Annotated in this window: 21 protein-coding genes; 8 read left to right on the top strand and 13 right to left on the bottom strand. The window is 29.4% G+C overall.

The features are described 5' to 3' along the window. The 5 genes from pyk to A6V39_RS03140 are packed head-to-tail and all read right to left on the bottom strand — an operon-like array spanning position 1 to position 6,629. Complete coding sequence (gene pyk, locus A6V39_RS03160) at positions 1-1,602, bottom strand: pyruvate kinase (protein WP_187150195.1); 1,602 nt, start codon at positions 1,600-1,602, stop codon at positions 1-3. Positions 1,603-1,605: 3 nt separating this feature from the next. Then, complete coding sequence (locus A6V39_RS03155) at positions 1,606-2,604, bottom strand: ATP-dependent 6-phosphofructokinase (protein ID WP_187150194.1); 999 nt, start codon at positions 2,602-2,604, stop codon at positions 1,606-1,608. Positions 2,605-2,638: 34 nt separating this feature from the next. Beyond that, positions 2,639-4,189: a phosphopyruvate hydratase gene (gene eno, locus A6V39_RS03150; protein WP_187150193.1), complete on the bottom strand. Its 1,551-nt coding sequence runs from the start codon at positions 4,187-4,189 to the stop codon at positions 2,639-2,641. A gap of 43 nt (positions 4,190-4,232) precedes the next feature. Further along, positions 4,233-4,793 carry an MPN555 family protein chaperone gene (locus A6V39_RS03145; protein ID WP_187150192.1) on the bottom strand — a complete coding sequence of 187 codons (561 nt, stop codon included), beginning with the start codon at positions 4,791-4,793 and terminating at the stop codon, positions 4,233-4,235. Further along, complete coding sequence (locus A6V39_RS03140) at positions 4,794-6,629, bottom strand: hypothetical protein (RefSeq protein ID WP_187150191.1); 1,836 nt, start codon at positions 6,627-6,629, stop codon at positions 4,794-4,796. Between the two features lie 53 nt (positions 6,630-6,682). Between A6V39_RS03140 and A6V39_RS03135 the strand changes: the two genes are divergently transcribed. The 4 genes from A6V39_RS03135 to A6V39_RS03120 are packed head-to-tail and all read left to right on the top strand — an operon-like array spanning position 6,683 to position 9,838. Further along, entirely contained in the window at positions 6,683-7,684 is a 1,002-nt protein-coding gene (locus A6V39_RS03135) for an adenosine kinase (protein WP_187150190.1), read from the top strand. Beyond that, complete coding sequence (gene rpmE / locus A6V39_RS03130) at positions 7,684-7,917, top strand: 50S ribosomal protein L31 (protein WP_187150189.1); 234 nt, start codon at positions 7,684-7,686, stop codon at positions 7,915-7,917. The genes A6V39_RS03135 and rpmE overlap by 1 nt, the downstream gene beginning before the upstream one ends. Positions 7,918-7,923: 6 nt before the next feature. Further along, on the top strand, positions 7,924-9,009 hold the full coding sequence (gene prfA / locus A6V39_RS03125; protein ID WP_187150188.1) for a peptide chain release factor 1: 1,086 nt from the start codon (positions 7,924-7,926) through the stop codon (positions 9,007-9,009). Further along, a complete protein-coding gene (locus tag A6V39_RS03120) occupies positions 8,996-9,838 on the top strand; it encodes a HemK family protein methyltransferase (protein ID WP_245633505.1) in 843 nt (280 codons plus the stop codon). The genes prfA and A6V39_RS03120 overlap by 14 nt, the downstream gene beginning before the upstream one ends. Here the strand turns inward: A6V39_RS03120 and A6V39_RS03115 are convergent. Continuing rightward, positions 9,812-11,377, bottom strand: a complete 1,566-nt coding sequence (locus A6V39_RS03115; protein ID WP_187150187.1) for a lyase family protein — start codon at positions 11,375-11,377, stop codon at positions 9,812-9,814. The two genes, A6V39_RS03120 and A6V39_RS03115, sit on opposite strands and share 27 nt — an antisense overlap. Before the next feature lie 2 nt (positions 11,378-11,379). Continuing rightward, positions 11,380-11,772: an rRNA maturation RNase YbeY gene (ybeY, locus tag A6V39_RS03110; protein WP_245633504.1), complete on the bottom strand. Its 393-nt coding sequence runs from the start codon at positions 11,770-11,772 to the stop codon at positions 11,380-11,382. A gap of 177 nt (positions 11,773-11,949) precedes the next feature. Here ybeY and secG point away from each other — a divergent pair, with 177 nt between their 5' ends. The 3 genes from secG to A6V39_RS03095 are packed head-to-tail and all read left to right on the top strand — an operon-like array spanning position 11,950 to position 14,435. Further along, a complete protein-coding gene (gene secG / locus A6V39_RS03105; RefSeq protein WP_187150186.1) occupies positions 11,950-12,177 on the top strand; it encodes a preprotein translocase subunit SecG in 228 nt (75 codons plus the stop codon). A gap of 3 nt (positions 12,178-12,180) precedes the next feature. Next, positions 12,181-14,034 carry a VacB/RNase II family 3'-5' exoribonuclease gene (locus tag A6V39_RS03100; protein WP_187150185.1) on the top strand — a complete coding sequence of 618 codons (1,854 nt, stop codon included), beginning with the start codon at positions 12,181-12,183 and terminating at the stop codon, positions 14,032-14,034. Continuing rightward, positions 14,034-14,435 (top strand): SsrA-binding protein, encoded by a 402-nt coding sequence (locus A6V39_RS03095; protein ID WP_245633503.1) that lies wholly within the window; start codon positions 14,034-14,036, stop codon positions 14,433-14,435. Before A6V39_RS03100 ends, A6V39_RS03095 begins: the two co-directional genes overlap by 1 nt. Here the strand turns inward: A6V39_RS03095 and tsf are convergent. From tsf to A6V39_RS03070, 5 genes are read right to left on the bottom strand one after another with little or no spacing between them, the layout of a single operon-like run. Continuing rightward, positions 14,418-15,251 (bottom strand): translation elongation factor Ts, encoded by an 834-nt coding sequence (tsf, locus tag A6V39_RS03090; protein WP_187150184.1) that lies wholly within the window; start codon positions 15,249-15,251, stop codon positions 14,418-14,420. The two genes, A6V39_RS03095 and tsf, sit on opposite strands and share 18 nt — an antisense overlap. A gap of 3 nt (positions 15,252-15,254) precedes the next feature. Further along, the gene (gatB, locus tag A6V39_RS03085) at positions 15,255-16,640 is read right to left on the bottom strand and encodes an Asp-tRNA(Asn)/Glu-tRNA(Gln) amidotransferase subunit GatB (protein ID WP_187150183.1); all 1,386 of its coding nucleotides are present in this window, start codon (positions 16,638-16,640) and stop codon (positions 15,255-15,257) included. Further along, positions 16,628-17,998 (bottom strand): amidase family protein, encoded by a 1,371-nt coding sequence (locus A6V39_RS03080; protein ID WP_187150182.1) that lies wholly within the window; start codon positions 17,996-17,998, stop codon positions 16,628-16,630. Before A6V39_RS03080 ends, gatB begins: the two co-directional genes overlap by 13 nt. Continuing rightward, complete coding sequence (locus A6V39_RS03075; RefSeq protein ID WP_187150181.1) at positions 17,961-18,239, bottom strand: hypothetical protein; 279 nt, start codon at positions 18,237-18,239, stop codon at positions 17,961-17,963. Before A6V39_RS03075 ends, A6V39_RS03080 begins: the two co-directional genes overlap by 38 nt. Further along, entirely contained in the window at positions 18,240-18,542 is a 303-nt protein-coding gene (locus A6V39_RS03070) for an HU family DNA-binding protein (protein ID WP_187150180.1), read from the bottom strand. Positions 18,543-18,807: 265 nt separating this feature from the next. Here A6V39_RS03070 and cmk point away from each other — a divergent pair, with 265 nt between their 5' ends. Further along, positions 18,808-19,473 carry a (d)CMP kinase gene (gene cmk, locus A6V39_RS03065; RefSeq protein ID WP_187150179.1) on the top strand — a complete coding sequence of 222 codons (666 nt, stop codon included), beginning with the start codon at positions 18,808-18,810 and terminating at the stop codon, positions 19,471-19,473. Here the strand turns inward: cmk and A6V39_RS03060 are convergent. Continuing rightward, positions 19,460-21,253 carry a ribonuclease J gene (locus A6V39_RS03060; RefSeq protein ID WP_187150178.1) on the bottom strand — a complete coding sequence of 598 codons (1,794 nt, stop codon included), beginning with the start codon at positions 21,251-21,253 and terminating at the stop codon, positions 19,460-19,462. The genes cmk and A6V39_RS03060 overlap by 14 nt on opposite strands. Positions 21,254-21,290: the final 37 nt, after the last annotated feature.

Here is a 21,290-nt window from a genome sequence, read left to right as displayed (position 1 = left end):
CTAAACCCTTCAGGTGCCACCATCTAAGTAAACAACTTTTTTATTAAAAAAGCTTCCCTTAACAAAGAAAGAATGAAATTCTTTAAATATAGCAGGTAAATCAGCAGAAGAAAAAAGTCCTTCAGTAAATACAGGATTAATAGATCTATGTAAAGCAGTAGCTAATTCAAGTCTAGTTGCTCTATAGATAGGGCAAGAAAAACTAGCTATTGCACAAGCAGATTCTAATTTCTCAGTTTTTATGAAATTAAATAAAGGAATTTCAAGACGCATAGCTGCAACAGCTTCCATAAATTCTTCTGTAACAGTCCCTGACATAGTCAATACAGCTCCAATATCATCATTAGTAGCCAGCATTTTCATTAAATCTTCACATAACTTCTTAGTATTAGGAGAAAATTTAAGCAAACTATTTTCTTTAAATTGAGCTAAAGCCCTTTCATTATCGAAACGTCCTTCAGACTCATAAACAATTTCACACATAGTTTTAACAGCTATTACAGGAAATAACCCTTGAGCAGTTTCACCAGAAAGCATGGTGCAGTCAGAGCCCAATTCGGCGGCTCTATAAACATCACTAACTTCTGCTCTTGTAGGCACCACATTCTTTTCAAGAGAGTCAAGCATTTGAGTAGCAACAATTACAGGTTTATTTTTCAATCTACAACGCTTAATAATTTCTTTAGTTCAATAAGGCACTTGATAATAAGGAATTTCAAGCCCTAAATCACCTCTAGCAATCATAATTGCGTCAGACTCATCAATTATTTCATCAATATTTTCACAAGATTTAAGAGTTTCAATTTTTGAAATAACTCTTAAATTTGAAGTAACAGCTTTTTCTTTTGAATAGGAAAGAATTAATTTTTTAACATCCTGAATATTCTCCTTTGAATTTACAAATGAAAGAGCAATGTACTCAAAACCATTATCAACAGCAAATTTGATATCAGAAATATCTTTTTCGCTTAAAAAATCCATAGAATAATCAGCACCAGGCAGATTAATTCTCTTATTAGCTTTAAGAATATGCCTATTCTTCACTCTAACCTTTACTAACCCTTTATCTTTATTAACCTCCAATATCTCTAAACTAAGCTTACCATCCTCTACTAAAATAGTATTCCCTACTACACAGTCATTTGCCATATTGTATCTACCAGTAGAGTCAAGTACAGAAAAACCATCTTTATTCCCTACAACCTTTTCAATACAATAAATATTTATTTCATCTCCAATTTCATAAACCACACCTTCAGAAGCTTCCATTTTGTAAACTCTAATTTCAGGACCCTTAGTATCGGCCATAAATACTATAGGCCTTACAAATCTATATTTATTGCCCGTTTGGGCCGCAATAATTTTCTCTTGTGCCATTCCAATAAGTTTGGATCGAATCAACTGTTCTTCTGTAGAACCGTGAGAAAAATTAAATCTTACACAGTTAATACCAGAATAAATAAGTTCATTAATAGTTGCTAATACTTCGGATAAAGAATCAGCTAAAGCAGGATTTGTTCTATCAGCCTCTGTATTAAAACCTTTAGTAATGGCTGGACCAAAAGTAGAAACTATCTTAGTATTCTTAAACAGGTATTTCATATTCTATAACTTATATATAGAATTAACGAATTCTACCACATCTATAGAAGAATTTTTACTTAGTGTCACTGCATCAGAAATAGGAGTTGAATAAAAATCATATCCATTAAAGCCAATAGACACTCCCATATTCTCGCTTTTTACATGTTCAAAAGCTCTTTGTCCAAATCTTTGTGCCACATAAAGATCTCAAGATGTAGGTTCAGCACCTCTTTGAATATATCCCAAAACACTAGATCTAACTTGTCTTCCTACTGCTTTCTCAATTTCCGCACATAATTCTGGTAATGAAGGCAAACCATAACCAAATTTCTCACCATAAACTCTTTCAGTAACTAAAATAACTATACCTTTCTTTCCTCTAGAAATCATATCTTGCACAATCTCGATTAATTCCGAAGCTACTTTAGGATTCTTATTAGTAATTACATAATCTGCCATCATAGCTAAACCAGCGGCTACAGTTAAATCAAAACAATCCCTTCCCATAGCTTCCACAAAAGTAACCTGAGAATGAGATTCAGAAGTAGCTCTTATTTTCTTAACGGCATCTACTATTTCTTGTAAGGCAGAAAAGAAACCAATAGTGTAATGACTAGAAGCCACATCATTATCAATAGTGCCTGGAGCAACCACTACTGGAAAACCCAATTTTTGTATTAAATTAGCACCTTTGTAAGAACCATCTCCCCCAATAACAAACAAAGCTTTAAAACCCTCTCTCTTTAAATTTTCTACTGATTTCTCTCTAGTAGAAGGATCATCTCTAAATTCCAAACATCTACTAGATCCGATTGCTGTACCAGGTAAATATATCTTCTCCCTAAAATCTGCAATCTTAATTTCTTGAAAATTTGAATTAATCAAACCCTTGTAGCCATCAATAACAGCATAAACTTTATAACCCTCTAAATTAGCAGCAACAGTAAAACCAAAAATAGCCGCATTCATAGAAGGCGAATCTCCACCTGACGTTAAAACAGCAAGCTTCTTGCTTTCCATCTTAAGAATTTAATGGAAAAAAGAATAAGTACACCTACTTATCTCCTTCCTCATTTTCAGATTCTTCAGGAGTTTCCATTTCAGCTTGAGCTTCAAATTCTAGAGAATCATTCCTTGTAGTATAAGGTTCCTCCTCAACATTAGATGTTTCAGATGAATCAGTAACAACCGCAGAGTCAGCTGAAGCTACCTTGAATAACTGAGTATTATTAAAATCTAAACTGAATAAACTATTTAAACCATAAAATACCGAATTGGCTGCAGTCAATTCAATTTCAATCTCTAACAATCTATTATATTTTGCAATACGCTCAGACCTAGACATAGAGCCAGTCTTAATTTGACCGGCAGAAGAACCAACAGCCAAGTCAGCAATGGAAGTATCTTCAGTTTCACCAGATCTATGAGAAAGAATACATGTTCATCCAGCATTCTTAGCAATTTGAATTGTCCTAATAGTTTCACTGATAGTACCAATTTGATTCATTTTCACCAACACTGCATTTGCCACTTTCTTATCAACACCTTCTTGTGTAATTTTTGGATTAGTACAAAATAAATCATCTCCTACAATCTGCACTTTATTTCCAATTTTTATATTAAGGTCAGCAAAACCATCTCAATCACTTTCATCCAGAGGATCTTCAATAGAAACAATTGGATATTTCTCTACTAATTGCTCATAATAAGCTACCATCTGTTCAGTATTTTTTGTACCCTCTTCTTCAGACATTAAACCAGCCGCAATAGCTTTTTTAAACTTGTAAATCTTTGTTTCCTTATCATAAAGTTCAGAAGCAGCTACATCTAATGCTAAAGCCACTTGACCATTAACAACCCCCGGTTTGTAACCAGCCCTTTCAATGGCAGAAATCATTACACTAAGAGCTTCATCATTATCTTTAAGGTTCGGAGCAAAACCACCCTCATCACCTTTATTAGTATTCATTCCTTTTTCTTTCAAACATTTTTGTAGAGAGTGAAAACATTCACTAGCAATACGTACAGCCTCATGCATAGAAGCAGCACCTACCGGCATAAACATAAACTCTTGAAAATCAAGAGTATTATCAGCATGTTCTCCGCCATTAATAACATTCACCATTGGTAAAGGCAATATATATTTAGATGGATAAGCATTACCCATTAAAGAAGCTACATATTGGTAAAAAGGCATTGATTTTGCCTTTGCCATAGCTTTAGCAACGGCTAAAGAAACAGCCAAAATGGCATTGGCACCATATCTAGATTTATTTTCAGTACCATCAAGTTCAATTAGGAATTTGTCTAATTTTTCTTGATCAGAAGGATCAATATTATTTTCAATTAAAGAAGTAACAATAACGTAGTTAACATAGTGAACTGCTTTCTTAACACCTTTCCCCAAATATCTACCCTTGTCATCATCTCTAAGTTCAAGTGCCTCTCTTTCTCCTGTTGAAGCGCCAGAAGGAATCATAGCCTTAGCAGAGAAAAATTTCTTACTTCATAAACCTGTTGAAATCTTAGCAATACAAGCAACAGTAGGATTACCTCTAGAATCTAAAACTTCATATGCAAAAACGCTTTCAATTTTGTAAGGCATAATCAGAAATAAATTATATACAAAAAATCATAACTAAATTCAATTAATTTTCTCTTTCCAAATTAAATTCTACTTTGAAAGCATTTAATAAACGATCTGTAACCACCTGTTCAATTAATGTCTCCCTAACTTCTTCAAATCTTTCTCTATTAGTTAAATATTCTCTAATTGGATTACCAGTAGATTTGTAATAACTCTCAAGAGTAATCCGCACTTCATCATCACTTATTTGCAATTCCCAATCATTAGCTAAGTCTTGATAAATTAATTTTTTGTATATAGAGATCAAAACAGAATTTCTGAAAGCTTCATCATTTCCTTCTGGATATTCTTCTTTCATAACTGCTATTCTCTCACTAACTTCTTCTTCATCTACTGTAAATTCATAAGCACTAGCCACTTCGTCCATCACTGCATTGTAACGATTATCCCTCCTAATATGAGCCATAACTTCTTGCTCTAAAGCCTCATCTGTAATTTCTGGATTATGTCTCTTTATGTTTTCGGCAATAGAATGTTTAGTACCTTCGCTATACATAAGCCTATTAATTAGTATGGTCTTACCAAACTTAATAGGTTTCTTTGTCTTAATCGCTGATTTCACTTATTTATTTAATGAATTATAGAAGTGATTGTAATTATTTCAATAACTTTCATAATGCCTTCTTAATTCTTCCAATTTCTTATTAGATTCAACTAATAATTCATTTAAATCTGGAGAAGGTATTTGGTTAAGTAATAATAATTGTTTTACTTCCATATCATCCCTATCCTTATATATTTTCCTACTTATTTCACTATACTGCAATAAAGCTTGAGAAGCTTTTTTGTATAGTTCTGATTCTGGCGAATAACCCTCCAACGCTTCTCCAACTGCCTTAAGTGTTTCGTGATTCATATTAAGTATTAAATATTCATGCATTCAAGGATTACTAGCTTTTTTTCATGACTTTACTCAAGGAGCATATTTATGCCTCAATCTTATTAATATCTTTCTTGCTTCACAATTAAATTCTGCATTAGCCCTAACCCAATAACGATTATTTAAATTCAATATTTCACCGCAAACAATTTCACAATCTTTCTTTAAGCGTTCAAGAATGATTTGAAATTGTTTATTATTAAGAGCGCTAACATTAGCTACTAAATCCATTTTCCTATCAAACACATCTTGAATTTGTTGTTTCTCTTCATTAAATTTCTTAATCAAAATATCTAAATTAACATTTTTCAATTGCTTAACTTCACTTAACTTCTCCTCCAATAAAGATCTATCCAATGCATAATTCTTACTAATCATTTCTTCAACATGTCAAAAGTTATCTAGCATTGGGGCTAATTGTTGTGTGTATTCAACTTTCAAACCATTGAGTTGAATATCAAACTCTTCTGAAAAAACTTTCTTTAATAATTCCAAATCTTCAATAGCAAAAGACTTATTAGCCAATTGAGCTTCAGAATTATGCATATGAAATCTGGAACAAAGTAAATCTATTTTTTCTGAATATCTTTTCTTTAAATAAAGTACTAGTTTCTCTGCTTCATTAGTGAATATTACTTGCTTCTGTAATAAGAATTTTTTGTAGTGATTAATAATTGAAATAATCTCTTTTTGATCTTTATTAAATTGAGATCTAACATCTGACACAGCAGACTCAAGATTTTTGTAATTAGCACTTAAATAAGAACCAAATAATGTTTTGAGCTCTACAGCATCAGCTAATTTAGACTCTATCTTTTTTTGAAGAAATAATTTAAAGTCTACTTTCTTATCTTCAGGTAACTCATATCTTCTTAATATCTCATAATATTCAACTATACCTTGTTTCTTTAATGACTTTACTACTTCAAAACACTCTTTCATATGTAGCTCTACAAAAATGTAATAATCTATGTAAGCTTTTGAAAGAGCTAATAAAGCTTTTCTATTTTCAAAACCAATAATAGTATTTCTTAATTCTCTATTAACGCTTAAAGCTTTAAGTCAATTATCCCAACAAATATCCTCTAATTCCTTTAGCCTAATTCTATGATCAGCTCTAATATTTACATTATTTATGTATTTGCTCTCATAAGCATTAAGTAATTGTCTATTGAAAGATATCTTTGACTCTAAATCTTTAATAATTTCCTTGAACTGAAAATTTACATTACTTAATTTAATTTTCTTGAGAGGAGTATCAATCTTCTCATCCATTATTAAATCTATCTTTTTTTGCTTCTCTAAATATATTCCTATTAACTTTTCACAACACTCCATAATTTCATAATAAATAGAACCACAAACACTAATTTGGTCTGAATATTTTTTGTAGAGTTTGAATAAAGCATTTATTCTTTCTTGTTGTTGGGGTTCCTTTAAATTAATATTTAGTTTTCTGGCTATATCTTTTCTGACCTTTAAAAGTAACTCGTTTTCTGACCTATCTTCTTGAAACATGCAAACTCTCCTTTTGTGTTTTTTATTTTAAATTTAATAAAATCAAATAAGTAATGAAAAAGTCTGTACTTTGTTTAGGAGATCCTGTTTTTGATGCCTTTGCATTTGTAGATGACCAATTATTAATAGACAATAATATCGAAAAAGGTTCTGCTCCCGTTAAAGATCCTGCCGAAGTAAAGAGAATTACTGATAGTTTAACATTAGCTGCCGCTAATTGTGGTGGTTCTGCGGCTAATGTAGCAAAAGGAATTGGTTTTTTAGGAGGTAAAGTGGCTTTGTTGGGCCAATACGGCGATGATGAAAGAGGCGGACAAGTTAGAGATAGCTTTATCAGTTACGGAGTTGAAGATAGATGTTTAATGAAAGTTGGTGGTACAACTACTCAAATTTTCATCCTAGTTACTCCTGATGCCCAAAGAACAATGCTTGCCATTTTTGGTACTTCTCATGCTTTAGATTGTTCAAAAGTAAATTACTCAGTAATAGATGAATATGACTATTTATTACTGGAAGGCTATCAATTTGGTAGTCCAAATCTTATTCAAAACGCTTACAATTGCTTAAATAGAGCTGAAGAAAAAGGTGTAGGAGTTATATTATGTCTTTCCAATATTTTTTGTGTTAATTCTTACTATGAACACATTAAACATTTCTCAGATAAAGCAAAAATTATTGCTGGTAATGATGAAGAATTTCTTAAATTATTTAGTATTGATAAAGTAGAGGATTTATTGAGTTATTTGGAGACTTTATGCACCAATAGTCCAGACAGCAAATACGTTGGTTTAATTGTTACTTTAGGTAAGTATGGAGCTTGAGTTTTTTGAAAAGGACAAAAGATATTTGTTGGAGCTCCTGATGTTGAAAAACCTACTGATACTAGTGGTGCTGGAGACTACTTTGTAGCTGGTTTGCTATATGGTTTCTTCCATGGATATTCTCTAGAAACAACAACTAAATTAGCTCAAATTCTTGCTGGTGATGTAATTTCTCATGTAGGAACACTTCTTTCTGACAATATTAAAGACGAGATTAAAAAGATTCTTGGCTAATGAGCAAGAAATTACCTTTTGAACCTAAAGTAGTTACTTTTGCTTGTACTGCGTGCAATAAAAAGTTTGAAATTCTAAGTGCTCATACAGAAGACACTATTAATATAGATATTTGCTCTAATTGTCATCCTTTTTACTTAGGTCAAACTAATTTAAGTCGTACTATTGGTGCTGTGGAAAAATTAAAAAGTAAATTTGAAGCAGGAAAAAACTATATCAAAAAAAGAGTTTAGACTTTTTTGAGTTCAGATTCTCTTTACAAAACCCTATTATCCATACATGAGAAATGCCAATTTCTCACTAAAAAATTAGAGACTGAAACTGACAGTAAAGAAATAATAAATTTAAATAAAGAACTATCAAAAATAAGCAAGATCTCTGAACAATTCTTAATTTACCAAAAAGAATTAAATAACTTAGAGGAATGTCATGAAATCATAAAAAAAGAAAGTAATCAGGAGTTTGTAAAGCTAGCACAATCAGAACTAGAAATCAGTAAGAAAAATATTGCTGACTTAGAGCAAGATTTAAAGAAATTACTAATTCCTGAAGACCCCTTAGATGAAAAGAATGTAATTATAGAGATGAGATCAGCCGCAGGAGGAGATGAAGCTGCTATTTTTGTAGAAAACTTATTTGATACTTACAAAAAATATGCAGATTTAAATAATTGAAAACTTGACATATTAGATATGCATGAAAATGCCGTAGGAATATATTTCTTAGCTTTTTCTTTATCAGGAAATAAAGTATTTAGCAAAATGAAATTTGAATCTGGAGTACATAGAGTTCAAAGAGTGCCTGCTACTGAATCTAAAGGTAGAGTTCATACTTCCACTATTACTGTGAGTGTAATGCCAGAGCAAGATGATATTGAAATAAATATAGATCCTTCAGAATTAAGAATAGATGTTTATAGAGCTAGTGGTGCTGGAGGTCAACATGTAAATAAAACTGAATCTTCAGTAAGAATTACACACTTACCTACTGGTATAGTAGTAGCCTGTCAACAAGAAAAATCACAAATTCAAAATAGAAGTTTTGCTATGAAAATGCTTAGATCTAAACTATGAGAATATGAGCAAGAGAAACAAAATAAAGAGATATCAGAAACAGTTAGAAAACAAATTGGAAAAGGCTTTAGATGTGAAAAAATACGTACTTACAATTATCCCCAAAATAGAATTACTGACCATAGAGTATCTTTAACAATTAATAGACTTAGCGAAATAATGCTAGGTGGGAATCTTACAGAAATACATGAAAGTCTTTTGAATAAGCAAGCAGAAGAAAATTTAAGTCAATTATTTATTGAAAATACTTAAAGTGAAAAAACTTACTTTCAAACAAATAATAGAGCAACATAATTTTCATATTAGTGCTTACAAATTAATATATTACCTTTCTCCAACAGTAAAGGATCTAAATAGCTATCAAAAGAATAAAGATTTAGCTGTAGATTTTGATATTAATGAATATCAAAAGCTATACACAGAAGTACAAGAAAATAATAAGCCCATTGAAAGAGTAACAGGTAAAGTATTCTTTTGTAAACATGAATTTATTCTTCTAGATGATGTATTCTGCCCAAGACATGAAACTGAATCAATGGTTGATTATGTTAATTCTCAAATCAAAAGTAACCCTGAACTAAAGAAAAGTAGCTATATTGATTTATGTTCTGGTACGGGAGTAGTAGGTATATCAGTTTTATTAGCTAATGAAAATAATTTAAAGAAAGCTACTTTAGTAGATATTTCAGAAAAAGCCACAGAGAATATTAAGAAGAATTTAACTAAACATAAACTTAAAGCTACTGTAATTACAGAAGACTGATATGAGTGCATAAGAAATAATAATTTTGAAATAATTACTGCTAATTTCCCTTATGTATCTAGGAATGATGAAATAGAGGATGGTTTATTAGATAATGAACCTCCTACTGCTTTATTTGCCGAAAAAGATGGATGAGAACATTATGACAAAATGATTGCATTTATGAACAGAAATAGGAATTGAAAGTTAGTAGTTATGGAATGTAGTGCTTATCACGAAATGAAGTGAAAAGGAATAGCAAAAAGCTATTCTAGATGAAAATGAAAACCTATGTATGACTTAAATGGTAAATTAAGACTTGTTTCTATTATGAGATAAAGAGCCATATCAATTTATTAAATTCTCACAACTTAAATCATTTTCTTTGTACAAAGCACACACCCTAACTTCTTTAGTTCCAACCTTCTTTAAATTACTAATTAATATAGGTAATAAAGTCTTTTCATCTACAAAATAATCTAGTATTAATACCTTCTGATTCTTAAACTTATTAACTACTAAAGGATGTAACTTAGATTCGTACTCTATATTAATTAAATTTACAGGAAATTTAAGCTTACTTAATAATTTAGCAACAAACTTTAAAGTACGTTCAAAAAAGCCTACTATTAATATAGATTCTTTTGAATAATAGAATTTATTCAATTCTTTAGCTAAAGAATTAACAAAAAAGTCTATATTCTCTTGCTCTCTTAAAGGCTCAAAAATCTTTTCATATAATTCATCCATAAATCTCAAGTGATATTCAGTCTCAAATAATTCATCATTAATATATTCAAAATACTTAGAGTACTTTAATCCCTCTTCAAAGCTTGGATAGTCATTATTAGCAGTTCTAGTTGAAATCTCTTTTAAATTCCTTAATACATCTGCTCTAGTATCATCCACATTATTAATTAAATGACACATAACTGTATTTGAAAATACAGTTCCTTTAGTTAATTCAATATTCGCTCTAATAACTTCTTCATTAACCTCTAATTCTCTTAAAGCTACTATTGCATCTACTAATAATTCATAAGAATTATTAATAACTTCAAATAACAACTTACTATCTTGCAAATAATCCATATTTGCATATCCTTGGATAACTTTAGCTAAAGCAATAACTCTAGTATCTTTAATTCTTACTTCTCCCACTTTCTCTAATAACTTCATATCTTCCATTATTCTTGCTACACTTTGTGCCATTACATTTAAAGCTGAAAGATATCTTTGGTATTTATGTTTAGGAGAAGTATTAGTATTGCCAGTAAGCTCTATCTTTAAGTATTTAGCTAAGAAATCTTGTAATTCTACTGCTAAAGAAGAATCAAATAAGCAATTGTAATTTACACATAAACAATTAGTTTTTTTAAGTGCTTTAGATAACTCTTTAAGTTCTCTTTCAATATCTGCATAATAAACTAAATATTTATGACCAAAAGAAGTGGGCTCTGCATGCATGCCATGAGTTCTTCCTATTTGAGGTAATTCTTTGTATTTAAGTGCTAATTCCTTAAGTACATCTTTAAGCTCTAGCGCTTTCTTTTCTACCTCTTTACCTGCCTTATTTAAGCACAAAACATTAGCAATATCTACAAAATTATCTCTAGATAAAGCAAAATCCATTAATTCTTTATCCAAAAACTTCATTTCTGAATAAAGCATTTTGATGAATGAAGCCCATTCATCTTCTCCTTGCTTTACATTACCAAATAATTCGAAAGCAGGAATTCTTAAATTAACTATTATCTTTTCACAAAGAGTTCGAGATATGTAACCCTTTAAATGAAAAAATTTAATAATTATTGTCTCTATATCTAATCAAATCTTATGTCTATTAGATGTGCTAAATATCTGTCTTATTAATTCCATATTTAAAAAAAATGTTTAAATATCTCTTCTTGTAATTGAAACATAAGCTCTCCATGCTCATGCCCTAATAAATGTAAGAAACTATGAATAAATAAAAGGGAAAATTCTGATAATAAATTAGAATTATTTTTTTTTATTACTGAATAACAAAAATATATAGCTCCTAGAAATAATTCGCTCTCATCAGTTTTCATAGGAAAAGAAAGCACATCAGTTTCTTTATCTTTATTCCTATAATTCTTATTTAATTCCCTTATTTCTTCTTCACTAATCACACTTAACTCTATTTCATATTTAGGACAATTAAATTTTTCACATATGTGTAAATATATGTTATTAAAAAATTTTTCTAATTCTGTTGGCAGGGGATATAGGTGGGGATTAAATATTTTCAAACTTATTTCTTTTTTAAAGTGTATCAAAATGCTCTATTTTCCATATCTTTGCAATTAAAATCTTCACAACAAGCGCCATCTCATGTTTGACAATTAATACCTTTGCACTCTTCTCAATTGCCTTGACAATTTAAACAAACCTTTATGTATTGTTCTTCCACTAAAATTTAAAGACTAATGTATTTTTACCAAATAGCTATATATATCTTTGCTATCTTAACTTTGATAATAGGCTTACTATTATCCAATGCTGGATCTACTGGTGGATTAGCAGCTTTATCAGGTCATGACCTAGAGCTATTTAAAAAAACTAAGGATTATGGCTTAGTAAAAATATTAAGGATAGTAATGTTCATAATGATCTTCTTATTAATAATTTTTTCTATTCTCCACGGTAAGAAATAATAAGTGATTGAAAATACTGTAGCCAAAGGAGTTTTTAAATTTCATGGTAATTATGGCTTTATTGAAGGTACAGATTTGTATGTTCGATGAGAGAATATTAATACTGCTTTAAATAAAGATTTAGTTGAATATATAGTAATTAAGAATAGAGCTAGTACAGATGAGAGAAAGAAATATGAAGCTAAGATACTTTCAGTATTAGAGAGATTTAAGACAGATTATGTAGGAGAAGTAGTATATAGAGAAACTAATAAGTCTTATGTTCTTTTAGATAATCCAAAATTAAATAAAGTTGTTGTAACTGATTCAGATAAGTATGAAATAGGTACTAAAGTACTTATTAAATTATCAGAATTTAAGCTTGATAATTTGCAAGGTCAAATTGTCAAAAAAATAGGAAATAAAGGAGATTTAAATATTGAAATCTTATCTATTCTTGAAGATCATGGTATTCAAGAAGTCTTTCCAGATGATGTTGAAAAAGAGATGGAAAAGATACAGTTGGATATTAATAAACATAGAGATGATGTTCTTAGGCAAGACTTTACAGATATTAGATTTGTAACTATTGATCCTCCAGATTCTAAAGACTTTGATGATGCGATAGCTGTTTACAAAGAAGGTAATAAATATCTTCTTTATGTAGCTATTGCGGATGTTTGAACTTATTTAAGAAATTCTCCCTGTACTAATAGGACTGCAAGAGAACGAGGAACTTCAATTTATTTTTTAGATTCTGTAATTCCTATGCTTCCTATTAAGCTCTCTAATAATTATTGTTCTTTAATTCCTAATGAAGATAGATGTGCTATTGTATTTTCAGTTGAAATTACTGAAAAAGGAGAAGTATTATGAGATAGTTTGGATGTAAAGCCTGGAATTATTCATTCTCACAGAAGATTTTCGTATTCAGAAGTTAATGATTATTTCAATAAGAAGAATGATTTCAAGGAAGAAAAAAAAGAAATAAGAGAGTCGCTAGATTTAGGATTAGAGCTTTACAGAATATTAGAGAATAATCGAATAAAGAGGGGGTATATATCTATTGAATCACCTGAAATTAAAGCAAAATTAGATGATAATGGAGATATTATTGAGCTATATCAGTACAAAAGAGATCATGCTCAAATCATGATTGAAAATTTCATGATTTTGGCTAATGAAGGAATAGCTAGATTGTTCTTCAAAAAGAAAATACCAAGCATTTACAGAGTGCATGAAAATCCAGAATTTAATAAGATGCTTATGTTTGCGGAGGAAGTTAAAAATCTTGAATTCAAAATTCCTGATAATAGTTTTGAAAAAATAAATCAAAAAGTAATCTCTAATTGATTCGTATCTAATAACTCTAATCCTAATTTAGATTTAATATTCTTATTATTATTGCGCTCTCTACAAAAAGCTAGATATTCAATTAATAATTTAGGTCATTTTGGTCTTAATTTAAAGCACTACTTACACTTTACTTCTCCTATTCGTAGATATCCTGATGCTATGGTACATAAGATGCTTTGAGATTATGTATTTGAAAAGAAATCATTACCTAGTACAGGAGGAGATGAAATTTATAGATTATTAGATGAGATTGCTGTAGAGTCTACTAATTCAGAAATCAAAAGTAATGAAATTAGTAAAGAGATAGAGAATTCTAAAATAATTCAATTTATGAATAAAAAATTAGATTCAATCTTTAAAGCTAGAGTTGTTTCTCCTTCAAAAAATGGAGCTTTTGTACGCATAGATAATTACTATGTTGAAGGACATGTAAAGAGTAGAATTCCTTTAACTTTAGGTAGTTATTTATTAGTTAAACCAGTACATAACTCTAAAGAATTTAAATTAGTTAAAGTTCTTTAATGTCCATTAAAGAGCTACTTAGTAATAAGAAAAATACAAGATTTTATGAAGTATTTGGTAAATATGAATGTGGCTTAGTACTTAATAGTGGCTCAAAAAAAAAAATACTTAATTACGAACTATCTTTATCAGGGAGCCATGGATGAATTAAGAATGGAGAAATATTTCTTAGGGGCTTTGCAAAAGAGAATATTAAGTTATTACTACATAGACATGAAATTGAAAAAATAATAAGGAATGTTAAAGAGAAGAAGTATTTACTTATTCCCAGTAATCTTTATTTAAGAAATTACAAAATAAAGATTACTTTATTGCTTGCAAAAAGAAATAAATATACCAGTAAGCAAAAACTAGAGACAATAAAGAGAAAGGATGAAAAGAGATTAGCGAGATTCGCCTAAAGCAAAGAACATAGCAATCTTTATTGAAGCCCCTAACTCTTTAAGTACATCTTTAATTTTCTTAGAAGTATCATACAAAAAATCTTGTTCCATTAAAGTCTCTTTAAGTATTGTTTTTTTAAGTCTTTGTTCAATAATATTATCCCTATATTCTGCAGGTTTATTCTCCTTCTCCAAAAGAGCTAATATTATTTCTTTTTCTGAAGCCACTCACCTCTCATCTACTTGATCGGCAGTAATAAATTTAGGACTATTAGCTGCATAATGAACAGCTAATTTAAATGCTAAATCTTCATCAAACTTCTTATCAAAAATCAAAAGTGCAGAAATTCTACCATTAGTATGTCTATAACAAGATGCTGTTTCTTCAGCGCTTACGGATACATATTTAACTCTATTTAAAACAATTTTCTCTCCTGTTATTGAGGATAAATGTAAACAACTTTCTGAAACACTCTCGCCACTACTTAACTTTAAATTCTTAACTGCTTCCAAATCATCAACTTTATTCTCTAATATTGTATTAACTATACTATTAGCTAGTGTTCCAAAGCCTTCAGAATTAGCTACAAAATCTGTTTCAGAATTTAATTCAATAAGTGCAATACCGTTTTCATCTTTCTTTACCCAAGTACCTCCTTCTTTAGCATCTTTAAGAGCATATTTATCAGTAGCTTTTGCAATACCTTTCTTTCTTAATCACTTAATAGCTTCTTGAATATCATTATTAGTTTCCTCTAAAGCTTTCTTGCAGTCAGCAAAACCAGCATGACTTAAACCTCTTAATTTAAGTATTAAATCTTTGTCGATAGCCATTAACTATATTTTATACTTTAATAAAAGTTCTTCAAAAATAGTCTTAGTTTTAATAGGATTTGCTTGTCCCTTAGAAGCTTTCATACATTCTCCAATTATTAATCTTTCTAATTTAGGAGGATTTTTTAAGAGATCAAGCAACTGTCCTTTGTACTTTTCAAAAGCTTCTCTTACTCAAACTCTAATAGCATCATCATCTGATACTTCTGAAACTTTAAGCTTCCTGATTGCACTCTTGTAACTTAATTTCTTTTCAAGAATTACTTTAAAGATATCTTTAGCAATTCTTGAATTAAACTTCTTCTTAAGTTCAACATCTAATATTACTTTCTCAATTTCATCATAAGGAATACTCTCAATATCATTTACCATACCGACCAAAACATTAATAATTCAATTGTAAGAAGCTTTAAGATTATTTAATTTTTCATCTAACTTTTGAACATACAAAAATAAAGTATGATTATCTAATAAATGCTCTACTTCTGTTTCTTTAAGTCCCCTCTCTACTAAGCTCTTTTCTAAATTTTCTAAATTGATATTGTGTTCATTAATAATATTCTCGTATTGCTCCTTAGTAAACGCGAGTGGGGGAATATTAGCTTCAGGAATATAGAAATATCCTGTTGCTTCTTCCTTTTTCCTCATTATTTCACATTTCTTTAATTTATCTACTCAAGCATAAGTGTAGCTCTTTAACTCTTCTCCTTCTTCCAGCTTCCTAGTTTGAATATCTACTAAATAATTTATTGAACTCTTTAAAGCAAAAAGACTATTTAAATTCTTAACTTCTGATTTAGCTGAAAGATTTTCTGAATTAGCTTTTCTTACAGATACATTTAAATCCACTCTCATCTTTCCTTCTTCATAAGAAGCTGTAGATACATTAAAGAAATTACATATTCTTCTTAGTTTCTTAAGAAATAACTCTATCTCTTCGTAAGAACTAAAGTCTGGTTTAGTAACTACTTCTGCTAAAGCTCTACCTAATCTATTGAAAGTAAGTCTTACTGTATGTCCTTGTTTATTTTGTTGTGCTGAATCCTCCTCTAAATGTATTTGTTTAATAAATATTTTTTTATGTCCTAAGTCAATAAAGCCTCCTTTTCCAATAGGATTAAAGTATTGGGTTATTTGGTAACCTCTGGGTAAGTCACAATAGAAGTAATTTTTTCTATCAAAAACTATATTTTCATAATTAACTTCTGCTCCTAAAGAATAAGCAAGAGTAATAGCTTTCTTAACTGCCTCTAAATTAAGAGTTGGTAAAGTACCTGGAAATCCTAAAGAAATTCAAGAAGATTGTTGCTCACTTTCTGGCGCAAAAACTTTTTGATTAGTTTTGAGAGCAATATGTATCTCTAACCCAATTGAAGTTATGTAACTCATTCTTTAATATATTTAGTTACATTAAGCAAGAAAGCATCACTCCTAAAAGCACTCATTAAATGTAAGCCTACTGGCATATTATCTAAAGTAGTTCAGGGTATAGAGATTGCAGGTAATGAACAGAAATTTGCTAGTAATAGAATATTTTGTGCAGTGTTTGGCTTGTACTCTCTTTTATATTCGTCTGCTTTAGGAGCAATATCTTCAGAAGTAGGACTTATTACTAAATCAAATTTAGTAAAGAGTTCCTCTATTTCTTTATTAATTAAAGTAATTAATTTCTTACTCTTTAAATATACATTTTCATAATTACTTCCATTTAAGAAATACATACCAGTTATTTGTCTATATACAAACTCTTTCCCTAATACACTCCTATTATTAAATAATATTTCAGAATAATCACGTCCATTCTGTTTATTAATAACATTAAATTTAGGATCTGTTTCAAATGGAAAAAATAAACCAGTTAAATTAGAATAATTGGAAATACTTTCTGATCTAGAAACAATTGAATAAATTAAAGTACATAAATCTAATAATTCTTTATTAAATTCATAAAGCTCTATTTGTACTTCTTCTTTTTCCTTTAATTTTTCGATTAATTCTTTGAATCTTTCTTCTACCCTAAAAGGAGAATTGAATAGATTTTTAAAAATAGCTATTTTTATGGGTTTTTTTAAAGGAGTTTCAAGTGCTTTGATGTAATTGTATTTAATAGTACTTAAAGTTGTTAAATCTCGCTCATCAGGAACTGAAATTTCTGAAAATACTGTAGCAATAGTCTCTAATGATGAAGCAATAATAGCAGGAGTATCAAATTGTGAACAAAAAGGAAAAAAACCATATCTAGAGATCATGCCATAACTAGGTTTAAAGCCATATATACCAGTATAAGAAGCAGGTATTCTTGCTGAGTCTCCAGTATCAGAAGCTATTGAATAATCAACATAACCTTTCTTTACTAAATAAGCACTTCCTGCTGAAGATCCTCCAATCATTCTTGTAGTATCCAAAGGATTTCTTACTTCTCCTCCATAAGCATGTAAACCTGTTCCGCCTAATCCAAATTCATCTAAATTAGCATTAGCTATATTTATTGCTCCAGCTTTCTTAAGTATTTCATAAACTGTAGCATCAAAAGGTGGTTTGTATTTAGAAAGAAATTTAGAACCTCCAGTTACATAACCATCTGTATTTGAAATTAAATCCTTTAAAGAATAAATAGTATTAGCTAAAGGATTATTAATTTTCTTAAGTGAAATATCTTTATTTAAAGTAGAAGAAAGGTAAGAGTTGCTCTCTTCTTCGGCTAAAGATTTAAATATCTGTTTTGTCCTTGATATTAGTGAACTCATATGAATCAGTTAAAGAGTTTAGTGCTGAGTCTTCTTTATTCTTATAAGAAAACTCTATCTTATCAGGAGTTAGACTAAATTCTCTTTTTAAAACAAAGGGAGATACTCCTTCTGTATCAATAGATTTAAGTTTATTTAAATCTGAATCTACCTGATCTAAATAAGAAATACAATCATCAATTGTATGTTTAGTAGGAGATAAATATATCTTCTTTGCTAAATCTACTAGTAAAAACTTCAACTAGTAGCTAAAATTATCAATATCTTCTGAACCTTCAACAAAAGCTTTAAATTTTCTAGAAGCTACTAAACTTGGTTTCTTTTTAGCAGGAATGTCAATAGGTTGCTTTGTAGCAGGATTAACGCCTTTTCTTGCAGCTCTCTCAACAACTTTAAATTTACCAAGATCTAAAAAAACAACTTCTTTATCATTTTTTAAATTCTCCAAAGTAAGTCTTTGAAAAGCATTAAGAACAGATTGAGCATCTTTTTGAGAAACTCCTGATCTTTTTGCAATTTCTGAAATTAATTCTTTTTTGTTCATAACGCTAATAGATTCTAAACAAAAAATTTAACAACAAATAATTTTTTTTTAAAAATTTTTTCATTTTTTGAAAAATAATTTCACAATGTTGGCTCTAGAAGCTGGATATCTAACAATAAATTTTTTTCGAAAATTTTTTGATTTGAACTCAAAATATGATTTTCGAGAATCAATTAGATAGTGTAAAAGTTAAATAAGTTTTAGCCTTTAAAAATCCTAAGGGGGTAAGTCCTCTATAAAATAAATAGGAATAATTTAAAGAATATTGTTTTTTCAAATTGCAATTGATGGTCCATCTGGAGTAGGAAAAAGTTCTGTTGCTAGAGAACTTTCCAAAGAGTTATCCTATTTACACATAAATACAGGTTTAATATTTAGGGGATTAGCTTGATATATTCTTCGCAAATCAAAAACAGTAGAGGATGCTTTATTAGAGCTAACTAAATTTAAATTATTTAGATTTGAGAGAAATAAGTGATTCTTGGATGAAAAAGAAATAGAGTTATCAGAATTTAGCAAAGGAGAAGTAGCTAAGAAAGCTTCAGAAATAGCAAAATTAAGAGAAATAAGAGCTTATGTTTTAGAGATTGAAAGATCTATAGCTTTATCTGAAAATGTAATAATGGAAGGAAGAGATATAGGTACTCAAGTATTTCCTAATGCTATTCTTAAAATATTTCTTACTGCTAGTAAAGAAGTAAGAGTCGATAGGAGATATAAAGAATTACAAAATAAGAATTTATTAGAGAATAAGAGTATTGAAGATATAGCTAAAGAAATAACAGAAAGAGATAAGCAAGATAGTAGTAGAGAGTTAGATCCTTTAAAGAAAGCAGAAGATGCCATTGAAATTAATACAGATAACAAGACTATTGAAGAAATAATAGCTTTAATTAAAGAATTATTACTTAATAAAATTAATCCTGTTTAGGCATTACACCATCCTTAAATAAGTCTTCTTTAGTAATATCAGTAATTAATACTTCAACATTAGGTCTTTGTTTCTTCTCAACATAAAGCTCTTTAGAAATAAGCGCTTTAAGAGAAGCTAATAATTCAGAATTAGACTTTCTCATTCTCAAAACAGTCTTAATTTCATTCTGAATATCATTTTGTAACTTCTTAACAAACTCTATTGATTCAGTTAAATAGAAACAACCAGCATTTGCAATAGGTGAAATAGTATGTAACTCTTGCTTCTTAGAATCAATAAAGATATGTATAAGAACTATTCCTTTAGCACCTAATTCTGCTCTCTTCTTAGAAATACTTTCTCCTTCTGAAGTAGTCTCATCTCCATCTATATACAATAAAGAAGCATCTACTTTTTCTCCTGGTACCGAAACTTCCCCATTAAGTAACTGAACCACATCCCCATTCTTAACAAGGAAAATGTTCTTCTCATTAAATCCTATCTCTACACAATTCCTAGCTAAAGCTTTCATCATTCTTGTTTCTCCATGTATAGGCACTATGTACTTAGGATTTACTAATGAAACAAATAACTGCTGTTCTAATTTTGAAGCATGTCCCGAAGAGTGAATTTTTAAATTTGAAGAATTTAAATAAATATTACATCCAGACTTATGTAATCTATTTATTACTCCCTCTACTGCTGCTGTATTGCCGGGTATTACATTTGAAGAAAAGATAATACTATCAGTTGGTTTAAGTTTGATATATGGATGTTTATTCTTGGAAATATTATTTAAAGCTGAATTATCTTCTCCCTGAGAACCAGTACAAATAATTAATATTTCATTATCAGGATAAGAATTAATATCTTTAGGAGAAATTAAGATCTCATCATTAGCTCTTAAATAACCTACATTCTTAGATGCAGTAACGTTTGCATCTATTGAATGTCCTAGAATAATAATTTTTTTATTTAAATTAACGGCAATCTTAAATATCTCTTCAATTCTTCCTATATTCGAAGCAAAGAAAGTAATAATTATTCTGCCCTCTACAGAGGACATAATATTGTGAATCTCATTAATAACTACTTTTTCGCTTTCATTGAATCCAGATTGCTCAGCATTAGTAGATTCACATAGTAATAAATCTACTTTTCTCCTGCTGGCTATTTGACTTAACTTTTGTAAATCAAACTTATCATTCTTACTAGCAAAATCAAATCTAAAGTCCCCAGAAGAAACTATTACCCCATTAGGACTTAATAAAGCTACTCCAAAAGAATCAGGAATAGAATGATTTACTTTATAGAAATCAATAACAAAATGTTTAGTAAAGAAAACAGAATTAGATGAATAAAGAACTATGTTTTGATTAGGCAACTTATTATCACTTACTTTTCTTTTGATTAATTCAGAAGCCATTATTGGGCTGTAAATAATAGGAAAATTAACTTGTTTAAGTACATGCACTATTCCACCAATATGGTCTTCATGACCATGAGTTACTATTAAAGCTTTAATTTTGTGTTGATTAGCCTTTAAGTAAGAAAGAGAAGGAATAACTCCACTAAGTCCTGGAAAATGTCTCTTATTTACAAATTTAATACCAGCATCAATAACTAATATTTCATCATCATGCTCAATACAATAAGTATTCTTACCAATTTCTTCTACTCCCCCTAATGCATAGAACTTGGTAGGAATAGTTTGAGAAACTACATTACCTAATTTCTTATTTAAAGACTCTTGATCCTCTACAGAAAGACCTCCTATATTTAAATTATTATCAATCATTAATTAAGGGGAAATGGTACTATATACTTAGTTATTA

Source organism: Candidatus Mycoplasma haematobovis, assembly GCF_001645765.1.
GTDB classification, from domain to species: Bacteria; Bacillota_I; Bacilli_A; order Mycoplasmatales; family Mycoplasmoidaceae; genus Eperythrozoon_B; species Eperythrozoon_B haematobovis.
Note: the sequence above shows the minus strand (reverse complement) of the source record. Positions and strands in the feature narration are given on the sequence as shown.